Origin of the sequence: Bacillus sp. FSL M8-0025, assembly GCF_037975475.1 — a bacterium.
GTDB lineage: Bacteria > Bacillota > Bacilli > Bacillales > Bacillaceae > Bacillus > Bacillus subtilis.
In genome coordinates this window covers 1,441,316-1,460,773 of sequence record NZ_CP150258.1, presented here as the reverse complement: position 1 = coordinate 1,460,773, position 19,458 = coordinate 1,441,316, and the positions used below count along the sequence as shown (strand labels likewise).

Here is a 19,458-nt window from a genome sequence, read left to right as displayed (position 1 = left end):
CCTATCCGACCTCATGCGGCTCATTAATCATTTTGACATCACGGTATTGCAAATCGTAAATCTTTTTATAGTAGCCGCCTTTTTCAAGAAGCTCATGATGTGTTCCCCTTTCACGAATGCGTCCTTTATTAAAAACGAGAATTTCATCAGCGTGTTTCAGTGAAGAAATGCGGTGAGCGACGATAAAGGTTGTGCGGTTTTTCATGACTTCTTTTAAGGCAAGCTGTATGCTGTGCTCCGTTTGCATATCTACTGCGCTTGTGGCATCATCCAATATTAAAATGCTCGGGTTCAAGCAGATGGCTCTCGCAATGGCAATACGCTGTTTCTGCCCGCCGGAAAGCCCCATTCCCCTCTCTCCCAGCATGGTGTCATACCCATCAGGAAGCTCCATAATAAAGTTATGAGCCTGCGCCCTTTTTGCCGCTTCGATGACGTCTTCCATTGAGGCATCCGGCCGCCCATACGAAATATTTGATCTAATCGTAGATGAAAACAGGAAGGATTCTTGAAGTACGACCCCGATATTGGAGCGAAGGGTTTTTAACGAATAATCTGTGATGGGTTTGTGATCAATGGTAATCATTCCGCCAACAGGACTGTAAAATCTGGTGAGAAGCTGTGTCACTGAGCTTTTGCCTGAACCTGTCGGGCCCAACAGTCCGATTACCTTCCCGCTGTTTGCCTCAAAGCTTACATTGCACAGCGCGTTTGTTTGTTCTTTTCCGTATGCAAGAGAAACATTTTTGAAATGGACATCTCCGGTTAATTTTTGTTTATGCAAAGCATGAGGATGATCTGTAATGTCTTCTTCTTTTTCCAGAATGTCGAGCAGGCGTTCCCCTGACGCTTTTGCTTGAGAGAACATATTGATGACAAAACCTAAGTTCATAATGGGCCACATCATATAATTGACAAGGCTGAAGAAAGCAACAAGCTCGCCGGGATTGAGCTGATTTTGCATAACCAAGTAACCGCCGTATGAGAGAAGAGCTACAATACAAATGTTACCAATGAACTCCATTAAAGGGAAATACGCAGACCAAATGGATGATGTTTGTAAATACTGCGCCCTGTATTCTGCATTGGCTTTATTGAAAGTGCTGATCTGAAAATCTTCCCTGGAAAGAGATTTAACCGTATTAATGCCGCTGATATTTTCCTGAACTTTTGTATTGAGTTTCGCAAACGATTTGCGGATGCCTCTGAAGGCGGGATGGACTCTTTTGTCAAACCGGTATACCGCAACCGCGAGAAATGGCAGAACAGCTATTGTCACAAGCGTGAGAGGAACAGAATAGTAAAACATAACCGACAGGCTGATGGCTACCAGCAGGCCGAAGCGAATGAGCTCAGCGAGACCGTATGATAAGAAAAAACGAAGCCCTTCAACATCAGCAGTCAGCCTGGACATCAAATCTCCTGTTTTCGCGTTATCATAGTAAGAAAAAGAAAGCCGCTGCAGTTTTTCATACAGACCATTTCTCAGCCGATAAACGGATTTGATCCCGAACATATCACCTAAATACTGATGAAAAAAGGTAGCCATTCCTTTCAAAACCATTACCGCAATAAATCCTAAGCTGACCCACGCCGCAAGCTGATACTGCCGTCCCAGTACGATCTCATCAATCGTAATTTGCAGGATAATCGGATAAACGACAGTAATTGCAGTCATCAAAAGCATGGCTAGAAGCGACCACATAAACACTTTTCTGTACGGCCAATAATACATTTTTAATCTTTTAAATGTCTCCATATCCAGCACCTTTCCAACATTTATCATCTTCACTATATCGATACCCGAAATAAATTTCTATTATTTTTCAAAATTTCAGTCTAATTATGGAGTGAGTCTCTTACTTTATAGGGAGTAACATATGTAGAATAAACGCTTACAGAAAATCATTGTATGCTGAGGATACTTGGGGATATGCCAATGAAATACAGAAAAACCGGACGGCTGAAATGCCGTCCGGTTTTCATCCCCCGCTGACCGGCGGTATGATGGCTACCGTGTCACCCGAAGATACAGAGGTATTTTCTTTTACATAGCTTTCGTTAACGGCAATCATAGCCGTATCAATAGATTCAAGACCGTATTGTTCTTTTAGACTCGCTTTTATTTCATCTGTGGTTGCTTGTTCCATATCTATTTCTATTGCTTGTGTACCGGCCTGTTCAGCAAGCCCTGCAAATAAAAGAATTTTAATCATGCTGCTCTCCCTCGCTTAGGTCTGGTTTTCCGTTCGGATAAGCTGTCGTTTCTAGCTGGTCGCCGATCCATTGCTCACCGTCTTCCCAAATTTCTTTTTTCCAAATCGGCACAATCTGTTTAATGCGTTCAATCGCATACTCATTGGCTTCATATGCGGCTTTTCGATGGGGAGAAGATACAGCAATCACTACCGCTGCTTCACCGATATCGAGCACACCTATACGGTGCGTGATCGCAGCTGAGGCACCTTCCCATTTTTCTTCGATTTCAGCGCCGATTTGAGCAAGCATTTGCACGGCCATCGGTTCATATGCCTCATATTCAAGCCGAACCGTTCTTTTTCCGTTTGTCCATTCCCGAACCGTACCAATAAATGTCGTAATGGCTCCTGCTTCCCGTTTCTCCACTTTTTTAATGATGTCTTCAGTATTAATGGGTGTTTTCGTAATCTCAAACCGTTCCATTATGCAGATTCCCCCTTCAGCTGTGAAAGCACAAAATCCACGGCAACCGGATCATCCGCATGAAAAACGGGTAATCCCTGATGCTCTGTCATATGCTCTTTTTTTCTATAGATGATGGCGATTATATTTACTGCTTGCAGCGCTTCCAGATCTTCCTTTTCACTTAGGATAACCACTTTAGGATAAGGGGCTTTTTTAAAGCCTTCAATCAGAAGACAGTCTGTTTCGAGAAATTGGTATAACTCGACCAGCCGTGCCAAATCCCAATTGCGGCGGGCAGTCAGCTGTAACACACCAGCACCTTCTACCGCTGTTACATCAGCACCTGCCGCCTTGTAACGGTCCGTGTCTTTTCCTTCCGTGAGCGTTTGCGGTTCACCGCCGTGACCATGGTGCTTCAGGCAGCCCAAATGGACTCCCTGTTCAGAGGCTTTTTCAAGAATGCGCTCAATAAACGTTGTTTTCCCGCTGTTTTGAAATCCTACAACTTGGACGATCGGGAAAGGACGGACCAAGGCCATTCACTTCCATTCTCTTCTCTGATGAGCAGCACTTGAACCGTTCTGCCAGATTCGTAGCCTCGCGTGCCGCCCGGCAGGATAATAAATGCATTGGCATCTGCAAGTGATGTGACAGAGCTCGACTTATCTAAGCCAACGGGTGTCGCCAACAGCTTCCCTTCCTGATGGTGCACGAGCGCACGAACAAATCGGGTAAATGGGTTCGGCTTCGGAAAATCCTTGGTCAAAACAGCTTCCGCACAAATTGAATGCGGTGTTTCATTGAGCAGCCATGTCTGGATTATCGGTTTGACAAACAGTTCAAAACCGACATAGCATGCCGACGGATTACCAGAAAGGCCAAACAGCAGCATATCATTTGCATGCGCCACCGTTGTCACGCTGCCCGGGCGCATGGCAACTTTATTAAACAGCACGTCCGCTCCGAGTTTTTCATAGATCGCAGGCAAAAAGTCAAAGTCACCGACTGACACACCGCCAGTTGTGATCAGGAAATCCACTTTTTTCATCGCTTCTTTAACTGCAGCAAAGCTTTTATCCAGTTCATCAGAGATTTTCCCTAAATAAAGCGGTGTTGCGCCTGCTTCTATCGCTTGCGCATATACCATACTCGCATTGCTGTTGCGGATTTTTCCCGGTTCCAGCGGATCACTGACATTCAGCAATTCGGTACCGGTTGCGATAATCCCGACTACAGGCTTTCTCACGACAGGCACAGATGCGTATCCGAATGTTGCCAAAAGAGCCGTCACTCCTGGTGTCACCCGGGTGCCCTTTGTCAGTAAAACACTCCCTTTTTGAGCGTCCTCACCTGTTTTTGAAATATTATCCCCCGTCTGAAAGCGGCGTTTTAAAGACATAAATGACTTCCCATTCTCCTCAAAGGTTTGAGTCAATTCAATCATGACGACTGCATCTGCCCCTTCAGGGATTTGCGCGCCAGTCATAATCCGCACGGCCTGAAACGGGCCAAGTTCTTTTTCAGATACTGCTCCTGCTCCAATATGGTCAATAACTTCAAACCGAACTGGGTTTTCACGTGAAGCTTCTGCCGTATCGCACGCTCTGACAGCAAAACCATCGTATGGCGAACGGTCAAACGCAGGGACGTGGTGATCCGCAGTTATATCTTCGGCTAAAAACCGATGAAGGCTGTCTTCAAGCGCCACCCATTCTGTTTCACCTTGTTTTTGAAAATGGCAGACACGCCGAACTGCCTCGTCTACCGGTATCGGTGTTCTTTTCTCCAGCATTCTGACCCCTCCTGTTGTTACAGTCCAATCACTCTTGCCAACACGGAGTTGGCTTCTTTCACATCATTTGTTCCATGCACCAGTGCCCGTCCGTCATTGAAAATGACAATTCTGAAATCCTCGTAAAAAATATGCAGCAAAAACGCATTAGCCTCGACCTTGCCGATTGTTTTCAGCCGCTTAATGAGCTCCTGTTTCGGGATTCTTTTTAATGATTCTGACCTTACCTGCACTGTATCACGGCCGCATAGTACAGCAGCTTTTGGTGTGTTCCAATCCTGAAGATAAGGATATACCGCATTTGCTCCGCAAGATGGGCATTCCTCACGGCGTACATGATTAACGTTAATCTTCATATGCGAATTGTTCCAGACATCAAATGTCACAAAACCCCGCTGTATTGCTTCTTTTTGGCCGGTTAACAGCTTTAATGCCTCAGCCTGCTGATATGCTGAAACGATATGCACAGCAGGCGGAATAATGCCGGCAGTATCACACGTCGCCCCGCCGACAGGAATTTGCTCAAACAAACAAGACAGACAAGGGGTTTCTCCGGGAATGACCGTCATGAACATTCCCTGGCTGCTTACACAGGCGCCATAGACCCAAGGTGTCTTTGTTTTCTGGGCAAGATCGTTTATCAGCATGCGGGTTTCAAAATTATCTGTCGCGTCGATCACGACATCTGCTTTTTCAATCAGCGGCTCAAGCGTTTCGGCTGTTCCTTCGGTAACATACGCCTCAATATGTATCTCGCTGTTAATCGCTGATAGATGCTCTTTGGCAGCCATGGCTTTCGGCATGCGGAGTTTGGCATCGCTTTCTGTATAAAGCTGCTGCCTTTGAAGATTGCTCCACTCCACATAGTCACGGTCAATAATGGTAATCGTACCGACTCCCGCTCTCGAAAGCCCTTCAGCTCCTGCGGTGCCGAGCGCTCCCGCTCCGACAATCAGCACATGGCTGTCTGCCAGTCTTTTCTGGCCCTCTTCCCCAATTTGCTTAAATCTGATTTGCCGTGAATAACGTTCCTCCATCAAACCTGTTCTCCTTATCTTTTATGTCATCTTATCATGTTATTGCCCCGTCAGTCCCGCTTGAGGGAGTTCGATTTTTCTTCCAAACAGCTAAAATCATCACGTGTATTAATGTTGATAAACTCTGCCGGGTTTGCTCCGATATTTTCAGCCTGTACGTAACAAACCGAAATTCTGCCTAATAAATCTGATATTCTCAACCTCTTCTCAGAAAGCTGATCATATAGAACTGGCATGATACGTTTGTGGTAAATCGCAATCAATGGCTGCACTTGTCCGTCTGAAATTGGGACTACCGCGTCCGCACCGGCAGTCATCAGACGTTTGAGCTCCAGCATCGTCCTTCTTTGTATCAGCGGTGTGTCACAGGAAAGAACAGTACAAAGATCACCGTCTGTCTTTTTAAAAGCGGTATATATACCAGCCAATGGCCCCATGCCTTGAAATGGCTCAGCATCTTGATACACTTCATTTTCACCATTTTCTTGAAATCTATCAATAAATTCGGGACGGCTGATGATAACCGTTTGTTCTCCAAGTGCCTCTTTAGCGCATTCGTAAAGCATCCTGCCCTTCCATTTGACAAACGCCTTCGGTTCTCCAAAGCGACGTGAGGCTCCCCCTGCCAGCAGTACGTTTACATGCTTCATATCATCTCACCTCTAGTTTCGTTAAAAGCATAGCAAAAGCAAAGGCTCAACGCTACTGCTTGTCTGTTTATTAAAGAGGAATAGCTGTTCAGTATTTGCATATTGTAGTGTTAACATCATGAGGGAGATGGTTCGAATGAAAAGATCAGGTCCTTTTTTCCACGACGTGTCTCAGGAGAACCTTTATTTAAAATCCGAGCTTTCAAGGTGCCATAAGCTGATTGCTGAACTTGAAGCAAGCTACTTTCATCAGAAAAATAACAAACTGCTCAAAGAAAATACCGATATGAAAGAAAAACTCCAGCAGCTGTCTGCCGAATTAACACATATGTCAACAAAAGAAAAACATGCCTCCCACACCAGCCAAACCCTGCACCAAATAAGAGCTGAACTGCTTGATAAAATCGTTGTTTTGCAGGAGCTTCTATCTGCTGAAACCTATAAACGCAGAGCCGAAATCGAAGAAAAACATAAACTTCATATTGCGAAAGTCAAAATCGAAGAAGAAAATAAAAATCTTCATAAACGGATCAGCGAACTTCAAGCCTCGATTGAGCAGGAACAAAATGCACTGCTTCAGGCAAAACAGCAAGCCGAATTGATAAAAGCCGAAAACGGGCGTCTAAAAAAGCAAATGGTAGAAAAAGAATATCAGCTAAAACATATTAAAATAGAAGTTGATCATATGAAAGATCGAATCATAGAAACGAAAGAAAGACTGCTAGACATTGAAAAAACGAAAGAAAAATTATTTCACGAAACTATTATATCGTATAAACGGCAGCTTGATGAAAGCGATGCCTGGATTGCTTCTCATTTTGCCGATATTGATGGCGGCACGAAACAAAAAGAAAAAACGGAAGAAGAAGCTCCAGCGGTCTACGCGCAGCCAAATCATGTAGAGACTATCCTTGAAGACGTCACCAAACAGATACATGTGCTTCAAAAACAGCTTGCCCACGCCCAATCATCAGACCAGGCCAAGAGCCATACAATCGAAGAGCTGAAAAACAGAGCCGCTGAAGAAAAGCCTTATCAAAAGTGGGTGTATAAGCTTAATCTTGAAAAAGAAAACAAACCTTCACAGAAAAAACCTCAATAAAAAAACTGCTTGAGCGATGCCAAGCAGTTTTTCTTTATATTTATTCATTTGCTGATTCTGCAGATTCGATTTCACCCTCTAAAATGTACTGCCCGCGATATGGCTTTTTCACTTCCGGGTACATTTTAATTAAGCTTTGCATAAACGTTGTCATATTAGGGATTTCAAGACCGCTTTCTTTTTCAATCTCTTTTTGAAGCTCCGAGCTCTTAATCGCCGCGTTGTGGCGTTTTAATGTTTTAATAGCAGCTTCACGCAGCTTAGCTGCTTTTGATCCCGGTCTTGCCGTTCCTCTTCTTCTTCGTGTTGTTCCGTCTGGTATACCGGCAGGAAGAGAGGAAATAGATTGAAGCTGAGGCTGAACAGACTGCTGCTGTGATTGCGGCTGATAGCTTCTGATTTCCTGAGCCGCAAGCTCAGCGAGAACCGGCAGAGAGTCAGGTTTTTTTTCAGAACGGAAATCCTTTTTGATTTCGGAAGGGCTTCCATTTCTGTCCAGCTCTCTTAATTTTGCGTATATTTTATCACGTTCAATTTGATATTCACGAATGACTTTCACTTCAGCTTCATTTAATTGTTCTAACCGCAAGCGCAAAGCTTCTCTTTCATTAAACATTCCTCAATGTACCCCCTATCAAAATTAACATCTTTAATTAAGATATTAGATTACAAAAGTAATTTTATCAACTATTATTTTAGCATTTTACTATTATATTTACTCTATGAAAAATTCCTTATTTTCTGAAAATGTTTTATTTTTCAAAAGAGTCCTTTATTCTCAAGGGATTAAGGGGCTTTCTAGTTTATTTGGTATAATGTTGAAAATATATATTTTACTTACTTCTTTAAAGAAATTTAGTGTAATATCTACAATTTTCGAGTTATGAGATATGAGATTTATCTAAAATTGAGGAAAAACATCAAAAATTAGCTGTGTTTTTTAGCGTATCAATCAAACAAATCATCAATTCCTATACCCAAATTTGGAAAAATAAGCTTCTTACTCTTCTTCCATTGCTTTTTGCACAAATAAAAAACCTGATGAGGTCAGGTTTTTAGGAAATACTATTTAGTCAGATACCTATTCCGTTTCAGCCAGAACGCGGTTCACACGTTTTTCAAGCATTTTCATACCGCTCCCGCCGGCTTGGAAGTGACGGAGCTGTCCTGTTTTATCAAACACATAATACGCAGGTACATATTCATTTTCAAATGCATCGGTTAAAGCATGGTCACTGTCAACAAAAATCGGCTGAGTGATATCGTGTTCAGCAGCTGTTTCTTTAATTTTACCAAGGTCAAGATCATCTTCGGAACGAGGCATATGCACAGCTACAACATTCAGCTGATCTTTATATTTATCACGAAATTCATTCACTTGCGGCATCGCTTCTTTGCACAAGTGGCAGCTGATGGACCAGAAATGAATAAGCGTCGGCTTTTCCCCAATCAATTGCTCTCTCGTCACTTCACCATTAAACCAAGCTTTTTCTCCCGTCAATTCCGGCATGGGCTGACGTAATTTCATTGCTTTTCCCTCCTATTTAACAGAAAGGCCTAACGAATATGCTAGACCGCTTTTCGTTCTTGGAAAGAATTAAAGTGTTTTTTGGCCTGGTTTCCAGTTAGCCGGACAGAGTCCGCCAGTTTGCAGCGCCTGGAGAACACGAAGCGTTTCATCAACATCACGTCCAATGTTGTTATGGAAAACAGTTTGGTATTGGAGCTCCCCTTCAGGATTAATAATAAACAATCCGCGCAAAGCCACACCTTCTTCTTCGATTAAAACGCCATATTCCCGGGATACCTCATGGTTTGTATCAGCAGCAAGCGGGTATTTCAGCTGGCCAAGACCGTTTTCTTTGCGGTCTGTATTGATCCAAGCTAAATGAGTATGGATGGTATCAGTTGAAACCCCGATGACTTCTGCATCAAGATCTTCGAACTCGTCATAGCGGTCGGACATTGCTGTAATTTCTGTCGGACAAACAAAAGTAAAGTCCATTGGATAGAAGAACAGCACTGTCCATTTGTCGTTTTTCATGTTTTCCTCAAGACTTACTTTGCCGAATTCTTTGCTTGCAAGGACTGCTTCCATTTCAAAACGAGGAGCTTGTTTACCTACCATACGTTCTGCCATATGTATCCCTCCAATTTATTGTTTGGCTTAAAAGTCGAAATAGCTTGAAAATAAAGGGTTATTAACCATTTTTAGTTATATTGCAATGCCATTATATAAAAGTAGATTTCCTGAGTCAATTTTTAACAAATCATGCATGTCTTTGGCTTCGACATTTTTGAATAAAACGTTTAACATGGTCATGTACAGGGTAACTAGCCTCAATGTGCAGCCATCAATTAGAAAAGGAGCTCAACATGGACTTTATTAAACAATATGATTGGGCGGGACTAATTACAAATGCCGGTGTTCTGCTCATTAAACTCGCCATTATGATATTGCTCTATTTTATCGTTCGATCATTAGGCATGAAAATCATTAAACATCTGTTTGCAAAATTCGAGGAGCAGAATAGCTTGTCTATAGGACGTGCACATACGCTCCGAAGCCTGACTCTTAACATATTTGCTTATACTTTGATTTTTATATTCTTCGTCATGGTTCTAGATTTGTTTCATTATGATCCAAGCGCTCTTTTAGCGGGGGCAGGAATCGTCGGCCTGGCTGTCGGATTTGGCGCCCAAGGGCTTGTCAGTGACATCGTGACAGGTTTTTTTATTTTGCTTGAGAAACAATTGGATGTCGGAGACTATATTACCGTTTCCACCTTTGACGGAATTGTCGAGCAGGTTGGCTTAAGAACAACTCAAATCCGCAGCTTTGACGGAACATTGCATTACATCCCCAACAGAAACATCACAAACGTGAGTAATCATTCTCGTGGTACCATGCAGGCTCTTGTTGACATTAAAGTGCCGGCTGAAAGAAACATTGATGAAATGATTCATATTTTACAGCAGGTTTGTGATGAGACGGCAGCGGCTCTTCCACAAATAAAAGAAGGCCCAAATGTCATCGGGATTCAAGAACTGGGGACTTCTGAAATTGTGATCAGGGTCATTGCCAAAACAGAAAATATGGAACAGTGGCGAGTCGAACGAGTGTTGAGAAAAGAAATAAAGAACGCGTTCGACCGCGCTTTCCCTAAAGAAACAGAATAAATAAAAGAACCGAAGCTTTTTGCTTCGGTTTTTATATTACTGAATTCTGCTTTCAACTTCGCTGCAAATTTCTTCAGCCGTCATCCCGGAAGCTGTAATGACAGGTGCTTGTGTTACCGTATCGGCTATCCCTTGCACATTATTATCAAGACCTGTTACGACACAGCAGTCACAGCCTTGAGCATCAGCAGGGCTTTTCATCATTACAACGTCATATCCTTTTTCTTTTAAAGCAGCTTCTACATCTGATAACGATTGTTCAATTCCAATTTTTTTAGCCATTTTTGAACACCTCCGTTTACTAGAGTGCTCATTTTATGGAATTTTATTCTTTCATTTGTGCTTAATTGGCATAAACAGAAAAATAACCTGTCATGACATTAACCGCTGTTTCTATCGCATTTTCATCGGGATTCAGCTTAGCGTGATGAAGCCCATGTTCAGAATCAGCGCCGAGCCAGAACATGAAGCCGGGATATTTTTTCAGCATATAGCCAAAATCCTCCCCAGTCATTGCTTCTTTTGCTTCAATTACTGTCGCCAGTTGATGTTCAGCAACAAAAGACATAAATTCTTCTGTTAATCCGCTCGTATTGTAAACTTGGTGATAGACAGACGGATATGTCACTTTTCCTTTGCAGCGGAATCCGATTTCGATTCCTTTCACCACATCTTCAATCCGTTCCTTTACCTGTTTCATCGATTTTTCAGAAAGCGTGCGGATTGTGCCTTCCAGGTGGGCCGTTTCCGCAATGATATTTTGTGCCGAGCCTCCGGTAATGGTACCAACTGTAATAACAGCACTGTCTAGCGGATCTGTGTTTCTAGAGATAATCGTTTGCAGCTGAGTGACAAGTGTACTTGCCGCTACAACCATATCCTCAGCCAAATGCGGATATGCCGCATGTCCCCCTCTGCCTTCCAGATCGATGACTAGCTCTGATGTATTCGCAAATAGAAGGCCGCTTTTTGTCGCAATGGTGCCTACCGGAAGCTCTGGAGCAATATGAAGCGCAGTGATGAAATCAGGCTGCCACTTTTTTAATACATCGCTCTCAAGCATTGGTTCCGCACCGCCAGGCCCTTCCTCTGCCGGCTGAAATAGAAAAAGCAAATCATGTTTGACTGGGTGGTGAACAAAATGATCAATAATGCCGAGTGCAATCGTCATATGCAAATCGTGACCGCAGGCGTGCATGTTGCCGTGATGCTCTGATGCGAATGGAAGACCAGTTTGCTCTTCTATAGAAAGCGCATCGATATCCGCTCTGTACGCCAGCATTTTTTCCGGCGCCGTCCCGTTCACTTTTACAAAAAGCCCTGTTCGCCATTTCTCAATTTCAATTCTGTCTTGCGGATATTGTTCCAAGACATTTAATAAATACTGCTGGGTTTTGAACTCCTGAAATCCAAGCTCCGGTATACGATGCAGATCTCTGCGAATTGCGATGAGCTCCTCTTTCTTCATTTCTATTCCTCCTGCCTATACGAATAAGGCGTGGATATATTATCCACGCCTTTTTTATCAAACTTTTCCTTACAGCTGGCGTAATTCCTGCTTGATTTCAGTTTTGCCTTTTGTTTTTTCATCAATGTCTTTGATTTTTTTAGCTGGTGTGCCTGCAACGACAGTGTATGGCTCAACGTCGTTTACCACGATCGCTCCCGCAGCAACAACAGCTCCTTTACCTACTGTTACGCCTTCAAGCACAACAGCATTTGCGCCGATTACGACGTCGTCTTCAATCACAACCGGTTTAGCGGATGGCGGCTCAATAACGCCCGCAAGTACAGAACCCGCGCCGATATGGCAGTTTTTTCCGACAGTAGCTCGTCCGCCAAGCACAACGTTCATATCAATCATTGTGCCTTCGCCGATGACTGAACCGATATTAATAGAAGCACCCATCATGATGACTGCGTTATCACCAATTTCAACTTGGTCGCGGATGATCGCGCCCGGTTCGATACGCGCTTTGATGTTTTTAAGATCAAGCATTGGGATCGCAGAATTGCGGCGGTCATTTTCAACCACATAGTCTTCGATTTTGCTTTGGTTTTCTTCGATTGCTGTTTGGATTTCGCTCCACTCACCGAAAACGACACCAGTGTTTCCGTTGATAAAAGCTTTCGCAGATTCGCCGAAATTGATTCCTTCCAGCTCACCTTTCACGTAAACCTTTACAGGTGTAGATTTTGTACTATTTTGAATAAATGAAATAATTTCATTTGCGTCCATCATTTTCATATGTATAGTCCTCCTCCTGATTTTCTACCTCATTACTGTATCAAAGGAAAGATACAAAGACAAGAAAAAAAGGAACAGCCGTTTTAGCAGTTCCCAGTGAGTGATCAGACAGCGCACCCGCTTTTCTTTGCGAATTGTCTCCCGAAGTTTATTAATTCTTCCTTTTCTTCACCTTCTGGATTATTTTCGATTTTTACCGAAGGCAGCACAATGTCTCCACCGCGTTCTTTTATTTTTGCCTCTAGCGTATCAACCGCTCCGCAGAAAAATTCATATGCTGTATCACCGGAACCGAATACAGCGCATGTTTTGCCGGAAAAATCAATCTCATCCATGTCTTCAGCCAGATCTAAAAATTCATCAGGCAGATCTCCGTCTCCCCATGTGTAGGTCCCCATTATGATATGGTCATAATCGGTAAACAGCTGGGCATCATCAATATCCATTGCTTCGAAACGGTCTACTTCTGCTTCCGCCTCCTGAAGCCCCTTTTCAATCAAATCTGCCATTGCTTCAGTATTGCCTGACATTGTTGCATAAACGAGCAAAATCTTCGCCAATTCCTTGTTCCTCCTCTAATGAATCATTGCTGAAACTTCGTACGGCTGGACAAATTTACATTCATACAAGCCTGCGCAAAAGAAATTCTCTTTCTGATTGGCCACTCTCCATCCATGCCCCTTAATGGTATCGAACCATTTTAACGATCGGGCTTCGAGATCAGCCTGGTAAATTCTCGAAAAACCATTTTCATCTTGTGTTGTAGTGACATATATAATGCCATCATCCTCTGAAAGATCAAGAAATGATTCTTCTATTCTAATCATGCTGGATTGAATGATGAATTCTTCACCATTCAAAAGATTCCGTACAGTGACAGCACCGTGCTTTCCTTTCACAGAACCCATCGCCGCCACCAGCCAATTTTCATTGAACACGAGCATGGATGCCGTCATCCGGTTTTTTTCTTTTTTGACAATTTGGACATTGTCACGCTTAATGTCGTAAGCCCAAATGCCGCCAAAATATTCGTGTATTTGCGTGCCGATAAAAAGATTGCCCCCGTGAAGGCATAGCGACCGGATAACAGGGGGATTATGAAATTCGGCAAAAGGTTTGGCAACGCGCCATGAGACACCAAAATCATCCGATACATAAATACAATGCTTACCGTGGGCGCAGACAAACCCGTTGTTTCTGCCGGTAATCGCCCACACTGTTGCATTTGTCGGAAAGCTCGACATCGTCCAGGTTTTCCCTTCATCAGCCGAACGAATGACTGTTCCCTTTTCACCGACGCCAAATAAGTAAGGCCCTATGTAGCTGATACAGTGTATCTTACTTTTCAAACGAAAAAGCTTTCTCCAGCCCTGCTCCAAAGAATAATGAAAAATGCCTTCTCTTTGTACCGCCACAAAATATCCAGAAAACGCCGATGCCGTAACAGCAGTTGCTCCTTTATGAAACATGGCTTTTTTCCTTGTTCATATAATCTGCCCATGCAAGAAAACCTCTCGCAAACGCTCGGCAGCTTTCCACATCTTCATCTGTTTCAGGCGCTAATTCAATTTTTAGTGTTTCCTGGTAAACAGCAGCTCCCGCCTCTTGCAGCATGGCATTGAACAAATTCACCGCTTCGCAAAACTTTGGATAAGAATAATCGCCAGACCCGAAGCAGGCTGTTTTTAAACCATTAAGCTGAAGCTGTTTGACCTCTTCGAAAAAATCCTCCGCTTCGTAGGGCAAATCGCCGTCCCCCCATGTATAGGTGCCAATCAGTACGTAATCATAGGAGGTTAAACAAGACACATCCACATCATCTATCTCGACACAATCGATATCCAACTCATATTCCTGAAGCGTATCTTTTATTATGAAGGCAATGTCTTCTGTATTTCCTGACATGCTGGCATATGTAATCAAGGCTTTAGCCATGTTATCACCCCATTAATTGATAATGATTTTCAATATCATATGTATCACTTTAAATGATAATGATTTTCATTGTCAACAGATAAATAAAAAAAAGACAGCACCTCGCTGTCTTTAAAATGGATTTTCCTGATCCAGCATATCCTTTATCACTTGTACAAAAGCTTGAACTTGTTTCAGTTCAAAGGCAGGCTCATAGCCTAATAACCATGTATCCCGACCGATCGGATGCCCTTTCATGTCTAAAAGAGGCATTTTATTCACTTTATCTTCATTTTGAAGGGTAACAGACGGCAAAATAGCATAACCGATTCCGTGCAACGCCATCTGTTTGCACGTTTCAATCTGATCAACCAATATCGTCTGTTTCGGCGACGTTTTAAATTTTTGGTGCCACCAGTGCTGAATTTCCTGAAAATAAGTGCTGTCACTTTTAAACTGGATAAACGGCCGTTCTGTATGGGCAATATCTTCGATGCAGGAAATTTCAGTATCCACTAAATACAGATGATCTGTCATTAAGTAATCTTTGCGCCCCTTCCACTCAGGGTTGCCTCTTATAATGCCGATATGAACCTGATCCTCATACAAGCTTTTCAGCATTTCGCTGCTCCACCCGGTTATGAGGGAGATCTTTGCATTCGGATACTTTTCCACATACGTCTTCAGGACTTTAGGGAGCCAATGCTGACCGATTATGGAGGCGACGGCAAGCTTCAATGTGCCGTGAATTTCACCTTCAAGCTCGTCAATATTTTCTCTTATTCTTTCCTGCTCTAATGTCACATCATTCGCAAACTGAATGATTTTCTCACCGGCGGGCGTTACCGTTAATCCTTTTTGGGATCTTAAAAAGATTTTTGTTCCCCACGCCTTTTCAATGGTTTGTAAGCGCTGAGATAAAGCCGGCTGAGATACAAAAAGCCGTTCTGCCGCCTTTCTCATATTTAATTCCTCAGCTAAAACTACGAGCATATGAAGCTCTTGAAGCTGCATGTCGTCCTCCTTTTTGTTATCAATAAGTTTTTCTTATCTCCCATTCTAATAAAATCTTAGTTTCTTATTCAAGCCCTATTCTCGTTTAAATTATGTATGCGCTTTCTTTTTCGCTCTGGCTATAATAAAAATAGGCCGTACAGCCTACTTATTCAACGAGCGTATATGCTTATTCAATTCCTTTAAAACGACTCTTCTCGTAAAAATTCCTTCAAATACCTGCTCGTCATTTTCAACACAGACAAATCCGTTATTAATGACCATGCCGAATCCCTTCATAATCGGATCATTGATATGAAGGCGCGGAATGTCGGTCAGCATGACTTCCTCAACAGTGATTTGGTCAAGCTTTTCAAACTCAATTCGCTCAAGTCCAAAAATACTGTTCATGATCATATTTGTCCCGATTAAGCCATGTAAACGATAGGAAGGATCCAGAACCGGGATGGCTGTGTATCCGGTTTTTGTCAATACTAATAATGCGTGCTCAAGGTTATTTCCGACTTGCACGTGCGCTACTTTGTCCGCCTCAATCATAAATTGTCCGACTGTTGCCTCAAGAAGTTTATCTGATTGTAAGCTTATCATGTTTTCGACCCCTTTTCATTTTCATCATCAATACATTCCCTATATTGCAATAATATAAACTTTATCAGTATTTGTCGAAAAGTTTCCTTTCAATAAAAAAGATACTCTTTGTGGAGTATCAATTATAGGGTGTCCCATTAATTTTCAAATCGAAATCGGTCGTATAGCGTTACAAGTTTTTTGTAGGTGGTTCCGTCAACGTTTTTGGTCCCTGTCTCTATATCGTTGATCTCACTGCTTAATAGCTCGATGGCATACTCATGGTTGATCAGGATATTCAGCAGAAGTTTTTGTTCTTCTTCTGTAAATCGTTCACCGATAAGACTCATTCGCAATCAGGCCCCCTGTTTTATACTGAATACCTCTGAAAGCAAGACAACTTACTTTCAGCTCTACCGCTAGAATAAGTAATCAGATAACAAACGTCAACCGCATAATTCGACATTTACCTTGGCTTTTTCAGCCAAATTATTTTGTGAAACGATTTGCATAGCTGAAGGCAGTGTATGAATCCGGCTTTATTTTGGCCTCAATCCCCATGGAGGTAATACGTCCAGTCATTTCTTGGATCAGATCTTTTGTAAGCCCTTTTTTCCCAATATCCAAGTGAACTTCAAAGGTAAGATCCGCCCCCTCACCGGTAAAGGGCAGGAGCAGATCGGTAATATCCATTAAGTGTCCATCAAGAATATGAGCGGCCGTTTCTTGGCTGTACGCCGTTTCTAACGAAATCTTCTCCCGAAGGCTATGTATGGGTCTGTCGACTGTATGATTTTTCAAGCAGCCCCAAGCTCCCTTGCCTGTACGATGCAAATGCAATGCGGTAATAAACTTTGTGTAATCGCGGTAAACCTGTGAATCGGTTCCGATCGATAACACATAAGAAGAACGGGGGTCCTTTTGAACAAAGGCTTTTAGCCGTTCCATCACATCTTGAAAGGTCATCTGTGCTTCTGAAAGATTATAAAACAGAAAAGAATCAGCCATCACGACACTCCTTTTCAAGGATTTACAACCATGAAACAAGTATGTTCCTTACCGTTTATTTCGATTACTTTTGCAAAGGCGGAAGCTTGTTCCCCCTATTTTAGGAATCTTACTGAAGAAGTTCAAAGATTTCGATGGAAACCATGTCGATATTATCAAACGGATATGTGTTAGGTTTTTCACCTTTTTGGAAAACCGTCAGTTCAAACGTTTGATTTTTTTCGAAATATTTAACACTGCATATTTTCTCACCATTCACTTCGAAATAACGCTGCATTGGCTCGTTAGCCGCTTCCGCTGTTTCTTGCAGACTTTGCAGCCGTGTGATGATACCCATTAATTGTGACATTCTAAAAAAAGACTCCTTTCAAAAAGCAACTTCAAATCAACAAGTATTTATTATAATACAAGTTCTATTGAGCATCATACCATAAAGTCGGACAGGATGGCATTTTCACTGCTGAATTTAAGCAAAGAAAAAAAGTGAAAAAAACTATTTTTCTTTAGTTTGAGGCTTTTTTTGAATGTCATGCACACAATTATAATTTTTTTCGAATCTTTGGCAGCATTAAGAATGCCTTTTTGCAATTTTGTCAAAACCTTCTTTTGAATTTTATGGTGAAGTCCCGCGTGGCCATAATCAATGGGAGTCATGCTGGATAGAGGTAAACAACGGAACTGAAATAAATAATCATTTCAGAACGAATTTTCCTCCTTACCCGTGCAGCAGTGTCAGGGGTGTTCAGCACTGAATGTTTCTCCCCGTGTTAAACATTTACCACTAGTTAGGTTTATTGTTTCATTGGATTGTCCTATGCTTTGACAAATAAAAAACTTGGCGGGGGTAGCGCCAAGTTTTTCGGATCTTGATCTGATAGAGGGGTTGGGGAACAGAGAGTAGCTTCTCTCTACAATTAAATGATAATGATTCTCAGTATCAATGTCAATCGTTTTTTGATATTTTTTTCAATTCATAAAAAAAACGGCCTTTCAGCCGTTAAATCAGTCCGTCCTGCTCATATAAATAAGAATAAGGCAAGTCTATAAATAAATACATCTGATCATCCATCGGATATGAAAACGTTCTGATCATTTCACCTGTTTCCAAATCACTGTACAGATCACTGAAAAAACCTTTCCTGAGATTTCTCATTCTCATAATGTTCTCCAGAAAATAAGGGCGCCAGCTCCAGTTCTTTTCCGCATATTCCGGCTGATAAATCCATTCTCCATCTTGCTTAAACACATTTCCCGTCAGCTGATCGCCTTCTTCATCACACATGTAAATCCTGAAGCTGCAATCTGTCAGCTCTTCCGCCAGCTTTTTAATAAAGTCATCATCAGAAGACAGATTGTTTTTTCTCAAAGAGGTCACAGCCTGATGCACTCGTTTGTAAAACTGTTCAGAGTGCTCATAGACGGTCTCCAGTTTCTTTTTCTCATGTGTGATAAATTGGTGAAATTCAGTTTTAAGTCTTTGTTTCAATACATCTCTCTCTAGAAACGTTTCAGATGGAGACACCAAGTAATAGCCCTGAAAATAACGGCCTCCGTTTCTCCAGGCGTACTGAAGCTGGAAGTTCGCCTCAATGTCTTCATACAATAGCGCCGCACCGATTTTTCTTGCTAATAAAGATATGCTGTACAGCACATGCTCATATGACGGTGACGGCTGTGACACTTTCAGCGCCTGCAAATCGATTTTTAACAGATCTGGTGAGAGCAGCGCGATTCTGTCCAAGTTGCTGCTTTCTTTTCCGATGTTGTCAACTGCGATTTTAATTCCGTATGTACGATAGTATGCAAGCATATGGTAGAGCTGCTCAATATCCCCTTCAAAATTGTGCTCTGTAATTTCAAGAACAAAACGATGTAGTTCGATTCCCTTCGCTTCATATTCTTTCAGAAGCTCCAAAAAGCTTTCACCATGATCCAGCATCAGCAGATTGGCATCCTGATTCATAAAAATCAGCAGATCAGAATCCGCCTCTAAAAAGCGGTCAAGAGCCTGGCGGATAATTCTGTTATCAACCTCTAGTTTATATTCTTCGGGTATCCCCGCATCTAAAAAGAAGGGCCCGAGACTTTGGATTTCTGAATCTGCCAAAATTCGTCCAAGCACCTCATATCCGACAACCTTCTGCTCCTCGGCACTGAAAATCGCCTGGTAATATGGAAGGACATCATCAATGTTCGTTAAAATATCAAGTGGATCCAACATGTTATCACCTGCTTCTCTATCTTTGTCTGATTATACCACATTGAATCCAAAGATTAATATT

At 42.3% G+C, this 19,458-nt stretch carries 24 protein-coding genes; 2 read left to right on the top strand and 22 right to left on the bottom strand.

The features are described from left to right. Position 1: 1 nt before the first annotated feature. From MKX38_RS07660 to MKX38_RS07630, 7 genes are all read right to left on the bottom strand, one after another. The gene (locus tag MKX38_RS07660; RefSeq protein ID WP_003244670.1) at positions 2 to 1,759 is read right to left on the bottom strand and encodes an ABC transporter ATP-binding protein; all 1,758 of its coding nucleotides are present in this window, start codon (positions 1,757 to 1,759) and stop codon (positions 2 to 4) included. Between the two features lie 223 nt (positions 1,760 to 1,982). After that, positions 1,983 to 2,216 (bottom strand): molybdopterin converting factor subunit 1, encoded by a 234-nt coding sequence (gene moaD, locus MKX38_RS07655; RefSeq protein WP_003232366.1) that lies wholly within the window; start codon positions 2,214 to 2,216, stop codon positions 1,983 to 1,985. Continuing rightward, positions 2,209 to 2,682: a molybdenum cofactor biosynthesis protein MoaE gene (locus MKX38_RS07650; protein ID WP_015715811.1), complete on the bottom strand. Its 474-nt coding sequence runs from the start codon at positions 2,680 to 2,682 to the stop codon at positions 2,209 to 2,211. The genes moaD and MKX38_RS07650 overlap by 8 nt, the downstream gene beginning before the upstream one ends. Then, positions 2,682 to 3,203: a molybdopterin-guanine dinucleotide biosynthesis protein B gene (mobB, locus tag MKX38_RS07645; protein ID WP_029725925.1), complete on the bottom strand. Its 522-nt coding sequence runs from the start codon at positions 3,201 to 3,203 to the stop codon at positions 2,682 to 2,684. The genes MKX38_RS07650 and mobB overlap by 1 nt, the downstream gene beginning before the upstream one ends. Then, positions 3,164 to 4,456 carry a gephyrin-like molybdotransferase Glp gene (glp, locus tag MKX38_RS07640; RefSeq protein WP_029317736.1) on the bottom strand — a complete coding sequence of 431 codons (1,293 nt, stop codon included), beginning with the start codon at positions 4,454 to 4,456 and terminating at the stop codon, positions 3,164 to 3,166. Before glp ends, mobB begins: the two co-directional genes overlap by 40 nt. A gap of 17 nt (positions 4,457 to 4,473) precedes the next feature. After that, positions 4,474 to 5,493, bottom strand: coding sequence for a molybdopterin-synthase adenylyltransferase MoeB (locus MKX38_RS07635; protein ID WP_003232375.1), 1,020 nt, complete (start codon positions 5,491 to 5,493; stop codon positions 4,474 to 4,476). 50 nt (positions 5,494 to 5,543) lie between these two features. After that, a complete protein-coding gene (locus MKX38_RS07630; RefSeq protein ID WP_161619652.1) occupies positions 5,544 to 6,143 on the bottom strand; it encodes a molybdenum cofactor guanylyltransferase in 600 nt (199 codons plus the stop codon). 136 nt (positions 6,144 to 6,279) lie between these two features. Between MKX38_RS07630 and cse15 the strand changes: the two genes are divergently transcribed. Then, positions 6,280 to 7,245, top strand: coding sequence for a spore protein Cse15 (gene cse15, locus MKX38_RS07625; RefSeq protein ID WP_160221549.1), 966 nt, complete (start codon positions 6,280 to 6,282; stop codon positions 7,243 to 7,245). Positions 7,246 to 7,285: 40 nt separating this feature from the next. On the opposite strand, the gene rok is transcribed toward cse15, so the two are convergent. From rok to ahpA, 3 genes are all read right to left on the bottom strand, one after another. Next, positions 7,286 to 7,861 carry a transcriptional regulator Rok gene (gene rok, locus MKX38_RS07620; RefSeq protein WP_003232378.1) on the bottom strand — a complete coding sequence of 192 codons (576 nt, stop codon included), beginning with the start codon at positions 7,859 to 7,861 and terminating at the stop codon, positions 7,286 to 7,288. A gap of 465 nt (positions 7,862 to 8,326) precedes the next feature. Then, entirely contained in the window at positions 8,327 to 8,773 is a 447-nt protein-coding gene (gene ykuV, locus MKX38_RS07615) for a thiol-disulfide oxidoreductase YkuV (protein WP_339189118.1), read from the bottom strand. A gap of 69 nt (positions 8,774 to 8,842) precedes the next feature. Then, a complete protein-coding gene (gene ahpA / locus MKX38_RS07610; protein WP_003245371.1) occupies positions 8,843 to 9,385 on the bottom strand; it encodes a biofilm-specific peroxidase AhpA in 543 nt (180 codons plus the stop codon). Positions 9,386 to 9,621: 236 nt separating this feature from the next. Here ahpA and mscT point away from each other — a divergent pair, with 236 nt between their 5' ends. Beyond that, positions 9,622 to 10,425 carry a small-conductance mechanosensitive channel protein MscT gene (mscT, locus tag MKX38_RS07605; RefSeq protein ID WP_003244994.1) on the top strand — a complete coding sequence of 268 codons (804 nt, stop codon included), beginning with the start codon at positions 9,622 to 9,624 and terminating at the stop codon, positions 10,423 to 10,425. Positions 10,426 to 10,461: 36 nt separating this feature from the next. Here the strand turns inward: mscT and MKX38_RS07600 are convergent, their stop codons facing one another. From MKX38_RS07600 to MKX38_RS07545, 12 genes are all read right to left on the bottom strand, one after another. Further along, complete coding sequence (locus MKX38_RS07600) at positions 10,462 to 10,707, bottom strand: YkuS family protein (RefSeq protein WP_003232382.1); 246 nt, start codon at positions 10,705 to 10,707, stop codon at positions 10,462 to 10,464. A gap of 61 nt (positions 10,708 to 10,768) precedes the next feature. Next, a complete protein-coding gene (locus MKX38_RS07595; protein ID WP_046380993.1) occupies positions 10,769 to 11,893 on the bottom strand; it encodes an N-acetyldiaminopimelate deacetylase in 1,125 nt (374 codons plus the stop codon). 69 nt (positions 11,894 to 11,962) lie between these two features. After that, positions 11,963 to 12,673, bottom strand: coding sequence for a 2,3,4,5-tetrahydropyridine-2,6-dicarboxylate N-acetyltransferase (dapD, locus tag MKX38_RS07590; protein WP_003218680.1), 711 nt, complete (start codon positions 12,671 to 12,673; stop codon positions 11,963 to 11,965). Between the two features lie 104 nt (positions 12,674 to 12,777). Then, positions 12,778 to 13,233 (bottom strand): flavodoxin, encoded by a 456-nt coding sequence (locus MKX38_RS07585; protein ID WP_024573090.1) that lies wholly within the window; start codon positions 13,231 to 13,233, stop codon positions 12,778 to 12,780. Positions 13,234 to 13,248: 15 nt separating this feature from the next. After that, positions 13,249 to 14,142: a hypothetical protein gene (locus tag MKX38_RS07580; protein WP_041338179.1), complete on the bottom strand. Its 894-nt coding sequence runs from the start codon at positions 14,140 to 14,142 to the stop codon at positions 13,249 to 13,251. After that, on the bottom strand, positions 14,132 to 14,608 hold the full coding sequence (locus MKX38_RS07575) for a flavodoxin (protein WP_014476664.1): 477 nt from the start codon (positions 14,606 to 14,608) through the stop codon (positions 14,132 to 14,134). The genes MKX38_RS07580 and MKX38_RS07575 overlap by 11 nt, the downstream gene beginning before the upstream one ends. Positions 14,609 to 14,719: 111 nt before the next feature. After that, entirely contained in the window at positions 14,720 to 15,601 is an 882-nt protein-coding gene (ccpC, locus tag MKX38_RS07570) for a transcriptional regulator CcpC (protein ID WP_003232387.1), read from the bottom strand. A 144-nt stretch (positions 15,602 to 15,745) separates the two neighbouring features. Continuing rightward, positions 15,746 to 16,189, bottom strand: coding sequence for a cyclic-di-AMP-binding protein CbpB (cbpB, locus tag MKX38_RS07565; RefSeq protein ID WP_339189113.1), 444 nt, complete (start codon positions 16,187 to 16,189; stop codon positions 15,746 to 15,748). Positions 16,190 to 16,326: 137 nt separating this feature from the next. Continuing rightward, positions 16,327 to 16,524, bottom strand: a complete 198-nt coding sequence (gene abbA / locus MKX38_RS07560; RefSeq protein WP_010886502.1) for an AbrB antirepressor AbbA — start codon at positions 16,522 to 16,524, stop codon at positions 16,327 to 16,329. A gap of 133 nt (positions 16,525 to 16,657) precedes the next feature. After that, entirely contained in the window at positions 16,658 to 17,176 is a 519-nt protein-coding gene (locus MKX38_RS07555) for a ribonuclease H-like YkuK family protein (protein WP_003232389.1), read from the bottom strand. 109 nt (positions 17,177 to 17,285) lie between these two features. Further along, positions 17,286 to 17,525, bottom strand: coding sequence for a DUF1797 family protein (locus tag MKX38_RS07550; RefSeq protein WP_003218671.1), 240 nt, complete (start codon positions 17,523 to 17,525; stop codon positions 17,286 to 17,288). Positions 17,526 to 18,173: 648 nt separating this feature from the next. Continuing rightward, positions 18,174 to 19,397, bottom strand: coding sequence for an EAL-associated domain-containing protein (locus MKX38_RS07545; RefSeq protein WP_003232391.1), 1,224 nt, complete (start codon positions 19,395 to 19,397; stop codon positions 18,174 to 18,176). Positions 19,398 to 19,458 lie beyond the last annotated feature (61 nt).